Origin of the sequence: Streptomyces sp. NBC_00663 (assembly GCF_036226885.1) — a bacterium.
GTDB lineage: Bacteria > Actinomycetota > Actinomycetes > Streptomycetales > Streptomycetaceae > Streptomyces.
The window spans coordinates 4,847,215-4,860,453 of sequence record NZ_CP109027.1 but is presented as its reverse complement, the minus strand read 5'-3'; the positions used below and the strand labels follow the sequence as shown (position 1 = coordinate 4,860,453).

General features: G+C 69.1%; 13 protein-coding genes. 6 read left to right on the top strand and 7 right to left on the bottom strand.

Annotated elements, in window-relative coordinates:
* Window positions 1-81: 81 nt before the first annotated feature.
* A complete protein-coding gene (locus OG866_RS22185; RefSeq protein ID WP_329337161.1) occupies window positions 82-1,089 on the bottom strand; it encodes a hypothetical protein in 1,008 nt (335 codons plus the stop codon).
* Window positions 1,090-1,193: 104 nt separating this feature from the next.
* Window positions 1,194-3,017 (bottom strand): phosphomethylpyrimidine synthase ThiC, encoded by a 1,824-nt coding sequence (gene thiC / locus OG866_RS22180; RefSeq protein WP_329337160.1) that lies wholly within the window; start codon window positions 3,015-3,017, stop codon window positions 1,194-1,196.
* A 901-nt stretch (window positions 3,018-3,918) separates the two neighbouring features.
* On the opposite strand from thiC, the gene OG866_RS22175 reads away from it, so the two are divergent.
* On the top strand, window positions 3,919-5,175 hold the full coding sequence (locus tag OG866_RS22175) for a YibE/F family protein (RefSeq protein ID WP_443063553.1): 1,257 nt from the start codon (window positions 3,919-3,921) through the stop codon (window positions 5,173-5,175).
* Window positions 5,176-5,328: 153 nt separating this feature from the next.
* Here the strand turns inward: OG866_RS22175 and OG866_RS22170 are convergent, their stop codons facing one another.
* The 4 genes from OG866_RS22170 to OG866_RS22155 all read right to left on the bottom strand — a co-directional run bounded on the left by OG866_RS22170 (window position 5,329) and on the right by OG866_RS22155 (window position 7,637).
* Entirely contained in the window at window positions 5,329-5,766 is a 438-nt protein-coding gene (locus OG866_RS22170; RefSeq protein ID WP_329337158.1) for an SsgA family sporulation/cell division regulator, read from the bottom strand.
* A gap of 99 nt (window positions 5,767-5,865) precedes the next feature.
* On the bottom strand, window positions 5,866-6,591 hold the full coding sequence (locus tag OG866_RS22165; RefSeq protein ID WP_443063552.1) for an IclR family transcriptional regulator: 726 nt from the start codon (window positions 6,589-6,591) through the stop codon (window positions 5,866-5,868).
* 366 nt (window positions 6,592-6,957) lie between these two features.
* Window positions 6,958-7,170, bottom strand: coding sequence for a DUF5326 family protein (locus tag OG866_RS22160; protein ID WP_329337157.1), 213 nt, complete (start codon window positions 7,168-7,170; stop codon window positions 6,958-6,960).
* Between the two features lie 149 nt (window positions 7,171-7,319).
* Entirely contained in the window at window positions 7,320-7,637 is a 318-nt protein-coding gene (locus OG866_RS22155) for a cupin domain-containing protein (RefSeq protein WP_329337155.1), read from the bottom strand.
* Between the two features lie 60 nt (window positions 7,638-7,697).
* On the opposite strand from OG866_RS22155, the gene OG866_RS22150 reads away from it, so the two are divergent.
* From OG866_RS22150 to OG866_RS22130, 5 genes are all read left to right on the top strand, one after another.
* A complete protein-coding gene (locus tag OG866_RS22150; protein WP_329337153.1) occupies window positions 7,698-8,075 on the top strand; it encodes a phage holin family protein in 378 nt (125 codons plus the stop codon).
* A gap of 8 nt (window positions 8,076-8,083) precedes the next feature.
* Window positions 8,084-8,575 (top strand): low molecular weight protein-tyrosine-phosphatase, encoded by a 492-nt coding sequence (locus OG866_RS22145; RefSeq protein ID WP_329337151.1) that lies wholly within the window; start codon window positions 8,084-8,086, stop codon window positions 8,573-8,575.
* Window positions 8,572-9,711, top strand: coding sequence for a cystathionine gamma-lyase (locus OG866_RS22140; protein WP_329337150.1), 1,140 nt, complete (start codon window positions 8,572-8,574; stop codon window positions 9,709-9,711). Before OG866_RS22145 ends, OG866_RS22140 begins: the two co-directional genes overlap by 4 nt.
* Before the next feature lie 227 nt (window positions 9,712-9,938).
* Window positions 9,939-10,844: a LysR family transcriptional regulator gene (locus OG866_RS22135; RefSeq protein ID WP_329337149.1), complete on the top strand. Its 906-nt coding sequence runs from the start codon at window positions 9,939-9,941 to the stop codon at window positions 10,842-10,844.
* Window positions 10,845-10,932: 88 nt separating this feature from the next.
* Window positions 10,933-11,415: an NUDIX hydrolase gene (locus tag OG866_RS22130; RefSeq protein ID WP_329337148.1), complete on the top strand. Its 483-nt coding sequence runs from the start codon at window positions 10,933-10,935 to the stop codon at window positions 11,413-11,415.
* Between the two features lie 15 nt (window positions 11,416-11,430).
* Here OG866_RS22130 and OG866_RS22125 read toward each other — a convergent pair whose 3' ends face one another.
* Window positions 11,431-12,933: a globin domain-containing protein gene (locus tag OG866_RS22125; RefSeq protein ID WP_329337147.1), complete on the bottom strand. Its 1,503-nt coding sequence runs from the start codon at window positions 12,931-12,933 to the stop codon at window positions 11,431-11,433.
* Window positions 12,934-13,239 lie beyond the last annotated feature (306 nt).

The window sequence follows — 13,239 nt, the reverse complement described above, 5'->3', positions numbered from 1 at the left end:
CCTTCGGGGGAGCGCAAGTCGGATGCCCGGCCGGCGGCATGGGCAGGAGTAAGGGATACGCCTGTCCCCGCCGCCCGACGATCACTCCGCGATCGGCGGATACACCCGCTTTCCGGCCGCCGTGAACTCCGGAAGAGTGATGACGGCGATGGTGTCCGGCTGGGCCACGGCCAGGCGGGTGCCGTCCGGGTGCAGAGCAGCGACGGGCGTCGGAATGTGGGTGACCCCGTAGCTGCCGTCTCTCTGGGGCACCTTCACGGTGGGCCATTCCGCCACCACCGCGCCGGTCGTGACATCGATCAGCCGCGGGTGGCCGTACAGCGAGACGACCGTGTCGCCCCGCGCGATCAGGGTGCCGATGCAGAAATCGACCTTGCTGCGATGGATCCACCCCCCTGCGGAGAGCGACCACACACCCAACTCCCCTGGGCCGAGGTCAGGGGTCTCCTCACCGTCGCGAGGCTCCCCTCCGGTCGCCACAGCCAGGCGATCGTCATCAAGCCAGCAGGCCGAGGCGACCTCCGCAGCGATGCCGGGGTCCGCGGGCAGCACGCCCCGGCCGTCGAGCAGAGCGGGGTCGGTCAACGCGCCGGTCAGGTCGAAGACTTCGACCACGCCGTACGGATGCCACACCCAGCCCGCCGACAGCAGGTGAGTCCCGCCCGGGCTCACCGCCAGCCGCGAGTGGAAGACGTCCTTGGGCTGCCGTTCGCCATCGGTGAGCCACTCTCCCGACTCCGCGTCCTCGATCTCCAGGACGTTGTATTCATCCGGGCAGTGGACCAGCACCTCGCGGCCGTCCTGCAACGCGCCGAGCGCCACCGGATAGTCGAAGACATCGGCCTGGTAATAGCTCCGGTTCAGCTCACGGACGAGCTGATCACCATCGAACAGCAGCGCCTTGGTCCCACGCTCGGCATAGACGACGGAGTAGCGACCGGACGAGGAGACGACGCTCCGGTCGAAGGGATAACCATGGACGAACGAGGCAGGCTGCTCCACGCCGTCAGGACCCCATCGGCGGCCCCCGCCCACCAGATCGACCAGATCATCGCCGTCCCACACCAGCGACTGCGCCTCATCCGTCACCTTGAGAACGATCAAGACTCCACCCACCCCTCATCCCCGAACCCACGACGGCGCTGCCCCGAAGACACCAAACCCCCCTCCGGAGCAGCGCCGATGAACGGACGTCAGTCCGCCAGCGGCAGGTACACCCGGCTCCCGCTCGCCGCGAACTCCTTCGACTTCTGCAACATCCCCTCAGCGATCTCCTCCGGCGACGCCCCCTCGGCCGCCGCACCACCGAACCGCTCTGTGATGCTCTGGCTGATCTTCATCGAGCAGAACTTCGGGCCGCACATCGAGCAGAAGTGGGCCGTCTTGGCCGGCTCCGCCGGGAGGGTCTCGTCGTGGAACTCCCGGGCCGTGTCAGGGTCGAGGGCCAGGTTGAACTGGTCCTCCCAGCGGAACTCGAAGCGGGCGTCCGACAACGCGTCGTCCCACTCCTGTGCGCCAGGGTGTCCCTTGGCGAGGTCCGCCGCATGGGCCGCGATCTTGTAGGTGATGACGCCGGTCTTCACGTCGTCACGGTTGGGCAGGCCCAAGTGCTCCTTGGGCGTGACGTAGCAGAGCATCGCAGTGCCCCACCACGCGATCATCGCGGCGCCTATGCCCGAGGTGATGTGGTCGTACGCCGGGGCGACGTCCGTGGTCAGCGGGCCGAGCGTATAGAACGGAGCCTCCTCGCAGATCTCCTGCTGAAGGTCGATGTTCTCCTTGATCTTGTGCATCGGGACATGCCCGGGGCCCTCGATCATGGTCTGAACGTTGAAACGCTTGGCGATCGTGTTGAGTTCCCCGAGCGTCCTCAACTCCGCGAACTGCGCCTCGTCGTTGGCGTCCGCGATCGAGCCGGGCCGGAGGCCGTCACCGAGCGAGTACGTCACGTCGTACGCGGCCAGGATCTCGCACAGCTCCTCGAAGTTCTCGTAGAGGAAGCTCTCCTTGTGGTGGGCCAGGCACCACGCCGCCATGATCGAGCCGCCACGCGAGACGATGCCCGTCTTGCGGTTGGCGGTCAGCGGGACGTACGGCAGCCGCACACCCGCGTGGACCGTCATGTAGTCCACCCCCTGCTCGGCCTGCTCGATGACCGTGTCCTTGTAGATCTCCCAGGTCAGCTCCTCGGCACGGCCGTCGACCTTCTCCAGCGCCTGATAGAGCGGCACCGTGCCGATGGGGACGGGGGAGTTGCGCAGCACCCACTCACGAGTGGTGTGGATGTTGCGGCCGGTGGACAGGTCCATGACCGTGTCGGCGCCCCAACGCGTCGCCCAGGTCATCTTCTCCACCTCCTCCTCGATGGAAGAGGTGACCGCCGAGTTGCCGATGTTGGCGTTGACCTTCACCAGGAACCGCTTGCCGATGATCATCGGCTCGATCTCCGGGTGGTTGACGTTGGCCGGGAGCACCGCGCGCCCCGCCGCGATCTCCTCCCGTACGACCTCGGGCGCCACGTTCTCCCGGATGGCCACGTACTCCATCTCGGGCGTGATCTCGCCGCGGCGCGCATACGCCAGCTGCGTCACCGCCGCGCCGTCACGGCTCCGGCGCGGGAGTCGGGGCCGCCCCGGGAAGACCGCGTCGAGGTTGCGCAGATTGCCGCCGCGCGGCGAGGTGTGCTTGATGCCGTCGTCCTCGGGACGGACGGGACGGCCCGCGTACTCCTCGGTGTCGCCGCGGGCGATGATCCAGTTCTCTCGCAGCGGGGCCAGGCCCCGGCGGACATCGGTCTCGGCCGCGGGATCGGTGTACGGGCCCGAGGTGTCGTACAGCGTGACCGACTGCCCGTTGGTGAGGTGCACCTGTCGGACCGGCACCCGCAGATCGGGGCGCGAACCCTCGACGTACGCCTTGTGCCAGCCGATGGACTTCCCGCTCTCCGTGGACTCCTCGCCCTGAATGGGCTGTTCGTCCTGGCTGGAGGCAGGCGTGCGTGCGTCCTTGATGGTCATGAGACCTACTCCCTACGCCGGCATTACCCGGTAACAGGTTCGGCGGTCGACGCAGCGGCTTCCGTCCTCCGACGTTTCGTGGGGAACGTCACTCAGTGGTGACGATGTTCCACGTGAAACATCGCTGGGACGGAGGTCAGCGCCCTCTCAGCCCGGTGCTCCGAGCTCCCGCGTGTACAAAGGTGCCCCCACGCTAGCGTCAATTCGGGCGCGGTGAACAGAGGGCCCCTGCCGTTCTTGCGATGATCGGTCGGTGACCACGACACCTCAGCCCCCGTACCCGCCCGAGCCACCCCGTGGCCCCGGCAGCAGAGGCGAAACCCCTGGCACCGGGGCCGGGCGCGGGCCCGGGAGCGGAGGCGTAAACGCGGGAGCGGGTGCGGGCGGCAGGGCCGGGCACGGTTCCGGGTACGGTCCTCAGCGCGGGCCGGACGACTGGAGCGGGCCTGGTACGGGCAGCTGGAACACGCCTGGACCGGGTGACTGGAGCGGACAGGGTCCCGGCTCCGGCGGCCGGGGCGATCACGGTCCCGGCACGGGTGGCCCGGTCGGACGCGGTCCCGGCACGGGTGGCCCGGTCGGACGCGGTCCCGGACCTGATGGTGGTCACGACGACCATCGCGACCACCACGACCACCACGGTCACGACCACAACCAGCACGGCCACGACCACGGCCGTAGCCACGATCGCGGCCATGACGCCGATGGCAGACACGGAACGGGCACCAGCCCAGGCCCCGGTGCCGGTGACGCTGGCGGCGCTGGAGGGAGCGGTGGGCACGGAAGCTCGCACGGCCACAGCCACAGCCACGGCCCGGCGGCCCCGGTCTCCCAGCACCTGCGCAAGGTCATCGCGGCGATCCTCATCCCGTTCGGCGCCGCCGTCCTGGTCGGTCTCGCCGTGCTGTGGCCCGGGGGCGCCCCCGGGCACGAGCGCACCGGCGTCGGATTCGACCGGCAGACCCAGCAGGCCACGGTCACCAAGGTCGACGAGGTGAGCTGCAAGTCCGTGAACGCCTCGGGCGGGACCCCGACCGGCGACACCTCAACCGCCGAGGGCTCCTCCGCCCAGCAACAGGCCGACGGCACCTGCAAGAAGGCCACCATCCGTGTCGACACCGGCAAGGACAAGGGCCGTACGTTCACCGAGATCGTGCAACCGGACCAGTCACGTCAGCTGGACGAGGGCGAGAAGGTCGTGGTCGCCTACGAGCCCTCCGCCCCCAAGGATTTGCAGTACTCGGTCACCGACGTGAACCGCCGGCTCCCCATGGCCCTGCTCGCCGGCATCTTCGCGCTGGCCGTCGTGGTCGTGGGGCGGTTGCGGGGCCTGATGGCCCTGGTGGCGCTGGCGATCAGCTTCCTGATCCTGAACTTCTTCATCCTGCCCGCGATCCTTCAGGGCTCGAACCCGCTGGTCGTGGCCGTGATCGGGGCGAGTGCCATCATGCTGATCGCCCTGTATCTGTGTCACGGGCTGTCGGCGAGAACGTCCGTGGCGGTGCTCGGCACGCTGATCTCGCTGCTGCTGATCGGCATCCTCGGCTCGCTGTTCATCGGCTGGGCAGCGCTGACCGGCAACACGGACGACAACACCGGTCTGATCCATGGTCTTTTTCCGTCGATCGACATGAGCGGTCTGCTGCTCGCCGGCGTCATCATCGGCTCGCTCGGTGTCCTCGACGACGTGACGGTGACGCAGACCTCGGCGGTCTGGGAGCTGCACGAGGCCAACCCCTCGATGGGCTGGCGCGGGCTGTACCGCGCGGGCATCCGCATCGGCCGCGACCACATCGCCTCGGTCGTCAACACCCTCGTTCTGGCCTACGCGGGCGCCGCGCTCCCCCTGCTGCTGCTTTTCTCGATCGCGCAGAGCAGCGTGGGAACGGTCGCCAACAGCGAGCTGGTCGCGGAGGAGATCGTGCGCACGCTGGTCGGCTCGATCGGCCTGGTGGCGTCCGTACCGGTCACCACCGCTCTCGCGGCGCTGGTCGTCTCGGCCGACCGGCCGGGCTCCGCGGCGGTTCCCATGGGTGTCGAGCCGACTCCGGTCGGAGCGGGCGCAGGGGTCCGGGCGGGGGCGTACGGTCCGCAGGACACCCACACTCCGCAGGCTGCCACCGGACGCGGTGGACGTGGTCGCCGGCGCAAGCGCTGACGCCGTTTCGGCAGTCCGCCGCCGAAGCCCGAGGCCTCTGGAAACCGCGGCACAAGGAACCCCGCCTCCGCAGAGGGATCTCCTCAGAAGAAGCCTTCCTGCTCATCTCCCCGCCTGTGCTGAAGCGTTCCGCCTCCCTCCCTGCGGCACGCTTCAGCCGGCGCTCTGTTCCTCCGCCAGGATGCGGTCCAGCGCCTCGTCCAGATGGGTGTCGAAGTCCGCGAGCGCCCCTTCCTGTCCCAGCGGCACCAGCTTGTCGGTGCGGTCGAGGAAGGCGATGAGTGGCGCCGTCGACGAACGGAACAGCGCCTGGTCGGCACCGACCTGAAGCCGGATCAAGACCTCACCGAGCGTGTCCGCCTCGGCCGGCGCGATCCGCACATCCCCGTCGCCGCTCGGCCGCCCCACACCGTCGATCAGCAGCTCGCGCCCGAAGGCCCAGGTCACCGGCGCGTCCCCGGGCAGATGGAAGGTCAGCCGCACCGCATAGGGATCACAGGTCTCGTAGCGCAGCTCCACCGGGATACGGAAAGAGAGCTCCTCGGAGACGAGAAAGCTCATCATGACCTCTGCCTGTACGGACTCGTCCATCGCCTACCCCGTCATCTGCCGTTGACTGGCCGGGAATGACCCTTTTGACACTGAAGGAATCTTGCTGAACGTACACGAGAGATCACAAGGAGTGAGTTTTCAGATACTGATAGAGATCGCGAGCGACCCCAGGAGCTGTCCGATCTCACTCTGTAGTTGACGCGTGGCGTCTAGCAGTCGATCGGCCTGATGGGAAGGGAGAGAAATGGCCATCGTAGCGGCGGTCGGCCCGACCGTGATCGGAATCGCCGCGCACACCGTCCCGAGCGCGTACTCCTGCTGTTCGAAGACCGGGTCCATCCGCCCCATTCGGTCCAGACGCCGGAGCAGCACATGGCTGTCACGCACGGTGTACGGGGTGATGGCCTGAACGGGGTAGCGCTCAAGGTGGTCGCGGCGGGCGCTCTCATCGAGTTGGGAGAGCAGGCACTGACCGATGGCGTGCGCGTGCCCGGTCTCACGGAAGTCGGCCCACTCCTCGACCGCGGGATTGCCCGGGGTGTCGGAGACGCACATGACCTCGATCTCACCGTCGCGGTACATGGCGTAGTACACGGGAACGCCGATCACGTCCCGCCAGTGCGCGAGTGCCTCGACGACGGTGCTGCGACGTTTCTGCTGGGCTCCGCTGCTGCTCAGTCGCTCTGCCGCCCCACCGAGGAAGAACAGGCCCTTGTCCCGGCGCAGATAGCCCTCGTGGACGAGCGTGCGCAGCAGGTGGTAGGCCGTCGGCAGGGCCAGGCCGGTCTCGCGGGCCAGTTGCTTGGCGGGGGCGCCGTGCTCGTGCCCGGCGACGGACTCCAGCAGGCGCATCGCGCGCTGCACGGACCCGATGAGGGTCCCGGAGGGGGCTTGCTCGGACTGATCCGGCTGATCCGGCTGGTCCGGGGGCGTCGTTCCGTCCTGTCGTTCGGAGCTCGCCGGTCGTGCCGGGGACGCCGTCTGTACGGGTACGTGAAGCTCTGCGGGGGCGGTGTCAACCGTGGCCAAGGGTCACTCCCGAAGCACGAGGGGGCTGCCCGTGCGGGGGGACACGGGAGGGGGTGTACGCCGCTCGCGGGGGATCGTCCCCGCGTCGAATTCCGGACTTTAACCGCCTGACACCGCTCACAGACGGCCTGCGCCCAAAACTTCCCTCGCCCGAGGGAACCGGTGATTCCTGTTACCGATCACCGATACCCCGTGCGCTCCTCACCAGTCGCTGCGCGACGAGGAGCTCGACGTGAACTTCCGTACGACATAGATGAGCCCGCCGACCAGGGCCACGAAGACCAGTGCCTTGAACAGCAGCCAGACGACGAAGTGCAGCACGCTGGCTATCAGCCCGCCGAACACGACCAGGGCGATGACGGGCACCGCGATCCACTTCACCCACCACGGCAGTCCCGCGAAGATCTCACGCATCGCCCTTACCCTCTCTCGTCCCGGCTTCTCTTGTCGCCGGATCATTCCGCTGTCCTGCTTCGATGCTAGGACGGGCAAGGGCCCGGGCGGGGGCCTCGCACCCCTCGTCCTCCCCTGATCGAACCCCTAGGGAACCCCGAGACGGCGGCTCAGCTTTCCGGCGGAGAGAACACCACCAGGACCCTCAGGTCCTCGCTGATGTGGTGGAACTTGTGGGCGACACCGGCTGGCACGTACACCACGCTGCCACGGGCCACCTGGGTCGTCTCCATCCCCACCGTGATCGCGGCACGGCCGCTCACAACGAAGTAGACCTCGTCCTGGTTGTGCGGCTTCTGTGGATCATGCTCGCCGGCGTCCAGCGCGTACAGGCCCGCCGACATGTTCCGTTCCCGCAGAAACTGCAGGTAAGCGCCGTCATTGGCGGCGCGCTCCGCCTCCAGTTCGTCCAGCCGGAATGCCTTCATCGCCGTTGTCCGCCCCTGTCCCACTGCTGGTAACCGATCTCTTCTGCCACGATCAGACACATGAAGAATTTCCTAGTCAAGACGATCGCCAACGCGGGCGCCCTGGCGGTCGCCGTGTGGCTGCTCGACAAGATCACCCTGACCGGTGACAGCACAGGTAAGAAGATCGGGACCCTGATCCTCGTCGCGCTGATCTTCGGCGTGGTCAACTTCCTGGTCAAGCCGATCGTGAAGCTGTTCAGCCTCCCGCTGCTGATCCTCACGCTCGGCCTGTTCACCCTGGTCGTCAACGCGCTGATGCTGCTGCTGACCTCGTGGCTGGCGGACAAGCTCGACCTGAGCTTCCACGTCGACGGCTTCTGGACCGCCGTCCTCGGTGGCCTGATCATCTCGATCGTGTCCTGGGCGCTCAACGTCATCCTCCCCGACGGGGACTGAGCCCGGGGATGACCTACCGCGTCTGCTTCGTCTGCACCGGCAACATCTGCCGCTCACCGATGGCCGAGTCCGTCTTCCGTGCCCGCACGGCGGAGGCCGGGCTCGACGACCGGGTCGAGGTCGACAGCGCCGGCACGGGCGGCTGGCACGAGGGCGACGGCGCCGATCCGCGCACCGTGTCCGTCCTTGAGGCCCACGGGTACGACAGCGCCCACACGGCCCGTCAGTTCCGGCCGTCGTGGTTCGCCCGCCTCGACCTCGTGATCGCCCTCGACCACGGCCACCTCAAGGCCCTGCGCCGTCTCGCCCCCACCCCGGAGGACGCGGCGAAGGTGCGTCTGCTGCGCTCGTACGACATGTCGGCGGGCGACGATCTCGACGTACCGGACCCTTACTACGGCGGCATGGACGGCTTCGAGGAGTGCCTGGAGATGGTGGAGGCGGCGAGCGAGGGGCTGCTCGTGGCGGTCCGTGAACACGTGGAGGGACAGGCGGCATGAGCGAATCGACCGGGGCCACCGGGGAGGGCACGCGCGCGGTGCGGGCCGGACTCCCCGAGCCCGTCAAGAACGAGCCCACCCTTCCCGGCCCGGTCTTCGCCGCCCACTTCCATCTGCCGGGCGACGTCGCCGGGCCGTACACCTACGGCCGCGACGAGAACCCCACCTGGACCCTGCTGGAGCGGGCCGTCGGCGAGTTGGAGGCGCCCGGGCGGGACGACGTCCAGACGCTCGTGTTCGCCTCCGGGATGGCCGCCATCTCGTCGGTGCTCTTCTCACAACTGCGCGCCGGGGACACGGTCGTCATGCCCGACGACGGCTACCAGGCGCTGCCCCTGGTCCACGAACAGCTGCGGGCGTACGGCATCCAAGTACGCACCGCGCCGACCGGCCAGGACGCCCAACTGGCCGTGCTGGAGGGCGCGCGGCTGCTGTGGCTCGAGACGCCGTCCAACCCCGGGCTCGACGTCTGCGACATCCGGCGGCTCGTGGACACGGCACACGCGCGTGGTGCCCTCGTCGCGGTCGACAACACGCTCGCCACACCGCTCGGCCAGCGCCCGCTGGAGCTCGGCGCCGACTTCTCGGTGGCGAGCGGCACCAAGCAGCTCACGGGGCACGGAGACGTCCTCCTGGGCTACGTCAGCGCCCGCGACGCCGAGGCGATGACGGCCGTACGACGCTGGCGCAAGCTCGTCGGGGCGATCCCCGGCCCCATGGAGGCCTGGCTCGCGCACCGGTCGATCGCCACGCTCCAGCTGCGGGTCGAGCGGCAGAGCGCGAACGCGCTGGCCGTCGCCGAGGCGCTGCGCGACCAGCCGGAGGAGCTCGGGGTGCGCTATCCGGGGCTGCCGGACGACCCGTCGTACGAGATCGCCTCGCGGCAGATGCGCCGCTTCGGGTGCGTGGTCTCCTTCACGCTGCCCACGCGCGCGCGTGCCGAGCGTTTCCTTCAGGGGCTGCGGCTCGTGGACGACGCGACCAGCTTCGGCGGGGTGCGCTCGACGGCCGAACGGCGGGGGCGCTGGGGCGGGGACGCGGTGCCGGAAGGCTTCGTCCGCTTCTCGGCCGGCGCCGAGGACACGGAGGACCTGGTGGCGGATGTGCTGCGTGCGCTGCGTGAGTCGGCCGACTGACCGCTACACGTACCCACCGGTCGGTGTCGGGCTACGTACAACGGACGGTCCGAGCCTCCCCCCTCGTGGCTCGGACCGTCCTCGGTTCTGCGCGCGAAGAACCGCGCGAACAAGGCTAGTTGACTCTGTGTCAGTGTCCAATCACAGTAGCGACAGAGACCTATCGACATATTTATAGTTAGGGCCCGGCCGGGGGCTGGAACAGGCACGGAAGGGGAGGGCGGAGCATGGATCTGGCCTTGCTGCGGACCTTCGTGACCGTGCACCGGGCCGGCTCCTTCACCCGCGCCGCCGCGTTGCTGGGCCTCTCGCAGCCCGCCGTGACCTCGCAGATCCGCACCCTGGAACGGCAGTTGGGCCGCCCCCTGTTCCTACGGCAGGCCCGCGGCGTGACCCCGACGACCATCGGCGACGAACTCGCCCACAAGGCCGCACCGCACCTCGACGCCCTCGTGGAGATCGCCGAGACAGGGCTCGACGACGAGTCGTCCTTACGCACCCTGCACCTGGCCGGGCCACCCGAGTTCACCGCCGAACGGGCCCTGCCCGCACTCACCGAGCTGACCGGGGAGGACGGCCAGGGCTTCGCACTGCGCGCCTCCTTCGGAAACGCCGAGGAGACCCTGGAGGGGCTGGCCGCCGGACATCATGATCTGGCCATCTGTACGGCCCGTCCGCGCGGTGCCCTGCTCACCGCGACTCCGCTCTGCGACGAAGTGCACGTCCTGGTCGCCTCCCCGCTCCGGGCCGAGCAGATCGGCGCGGGGACACTGCGCCACAAGGGCGCGCCGGCCCTGGAGAACATTCCGGTGGTCGAGGTGCATGAGTCGCTGCCGTTCGTCTCCCGTTACTGGGCGTCCGTCTTCGACTCCCGACCGGCCGCTCCGGGCACCGTCATCGTCCCCGACCTGCGCGCCGTACTGGCCTGCGCCGCGGCGGGTGCCGGGCTGGCGGTGCTGCCCCGCTATCTGTGCGCCGAAGCCCTGGAGCGAGGGGACGTGGTCGCGCTGCACCATCCCGCGGTGCCGCCGTTGCGGACGTACTTCCTGGTGGTCCGCACCGGCACGCTGGCGATGCCGCATGTGGCACGGGCGCACGAGTGGCTGCTGCGGGCGGCCGACGACTGGGGCTGACCTGCGGTTCTCGACCGGGCGCCCGGTGCACTCGGGCAATGACCGCTTGCGATGTTTCACGTGGAACCAAGCGGGCCACATTTCACCCATGACCGTCCGACCCGTGGTCAAGCGCACCGCACGTGCCGTTCTCCTGGACGGCGACGACCTGATCCTGATCAAACGCACCAAGCCCGGTGTGGATCCCTACTGGCTCACCCCCGGTGGCGGGGTCGAGCCGAGTGACACGACCGTCGTCGACGCGCTGCACCGCGAGGTGTACGAGGAACTCGGCGCCAAGATCACCGACGTGGTGCCCTGCTTCGTCGACACCGTCGAGCACATCGGCGACGACGGTGGCGCGACCGGGGTGAAGGTCCAGCACTTCTTCGTCTGCCGCCTGGAGTCCATGGACCCCTCCCTGCGGCATGGCCCCGAGGTGGACGAGCCCATCGGCGAGTACGAGATCGTGCGGGTGCCGTTCACCCGGGTCGGGATCGCCTCCGTCCACCTCGTACCGCTGTCGCTGCGGCACTACCTGGACGGGAACATCGAGGGCGTACGTGCCATGCACGCGCCCGACCTGGGATGAGGCGGATCCGGGTGCTCAGTCGCCGATGACGACGAGCTCCTCCACCGAGTCGTGGCGGATGCGCTCGGACGGGATGCCACTGTCCCTCAGCGCGTCCACACCCCTGCGGATCATCCCGGGTGGGCCCGAGACATAGGCGTCGAACTCGTTCCAGGGGCCGTACCTGCGGATCGCGTCGGGGAGCTGGAGACGCGCCTGCTGGTCGATGACCGCGCGGACCGAGAGCCAGGGGTGGGTCTGCTGGAGGCGGAGCATCGTGTCGATGTCGTACAGGTCGATGTCGGTTCGGGCGCCGTAGAAGACCTCGACCGGGCGGCGCTCGCCGCGCTCGGCCACGTCCTCGACCAGTGCCTTGATGGGCGCTATGCCGGTACCGCCGCCCAGGCAGAGCAGGCCGCTGTCGGTGGTGTGGTCCACGGTCATGGAACCGGCCGGCGGGCCGAGGCGGAGGATGTCGCCGGGCCTGGCGCGATGCACCAGGGCGCCTGAGACCCAGCCCGCGGGGACGGCCTTCACATGGAACGACAGCAGGCCGTCGGAGCGGGGTGCCGAGGCGAAGGAGTAGTGCCGCCAGATCCGCGGCCACCAGGGCGTCTCCAGGCTCGTGTACTGCCCGGCGAGGAAGGGATAGGGCTGGTCCGGCCGGACGGTGACGACGGCGACGTCCGGTGTCCTCAGGTCGTGCGCGACGACCTCCGCGTACCACCAGGCGGGCGCCCTCAGTTCGTCCGCGGCCGCCGCGTCGATCATCACCTGCGAGATCGTCGTGTACGTCCGGACCCACGCCGCCTCGAACTCCGGCCCCCAGACGTGCTCGGCGTACTTGCTCAGAGCGCCGATGAGGCACTCGCCGACGGCCGGGTAGTGCTCGGGACGGGTGCCGTACTTACGGTGACCGCGGCCGAGGTTCTGGAGGTAGTCCACGAGGACGGGGGTGTTGTCGATGTGTTCCGCGGCGGTGAGCAGCGCCTTGAGCAGCCGGTCCCGCTGAGTGTCCATCGCCGCGGGGAAGAGCGAGCGCAACTCGGGGTGGCGGACGAAGAGCAGGGCGTAGAAGTACGAGGTGACCTTGTCGGCCACCGGGCCGACTTCCGCCATGGTCCGGCGGATGAGAACCGCGTCCGGCGAAGCCTCCTGGGCCCTCGCGGGGGCGGTCCGCTGAGGGGGCACGCGCTGTTCGGCGGGAGGGGGTGTCGCCGGTGCCGCGGAGGCGGATATCGGGGGCGCCTGTGGAGTGGGTGGGGGTGCGTACGGGGCGAAGGGTGCGGGCTGGTGAGGGGCGGTTGAGTGCGGGGCGGGGGGTGCGGGCCGGCGAGGCTGCCCCGACTCTGGTGCCGCCGTGTGCTCGTCGTGACCGGGTGTGGTCCTGCCGACCGGGCGCAGTGCCGCCAGTCGGTTGCCCTCGGCGGCTTCCTGCTCACCGCCCGGCGGCGTCGCCGGCTGCTGGTGCGGCGTGAACCAGCCGCTCCCGCCGCCGGAAGTGCCGTTGTCGGCCGACGTGGTGGTCGGAGCGTCCATGGTGTGCCTCGCCTCGAACATCTTTCGGTCGGTCTGCGCACTTCCCCGATCGGAATGTGCCTGCTTCCCCCGCGGACGGCTTGCTTTCTCCGTCGATGGCCGCGGCCGATGCGGCCATATTCAACCCGTATTCACGCCCCATACGGACAAGTAAGGAGAGAGTGCGACATTGGCCGCAGTGCTCTCACCGCAGCATCCCATCGCGCACGGATGCCCGGCCGCATAACCGAAAACGCGGGTCTTCGATCTCTCCGTCCCATTAGGCTGCGTTGCCTCGTTCGCGGCCCGACGCGGGGAGGTGCACAC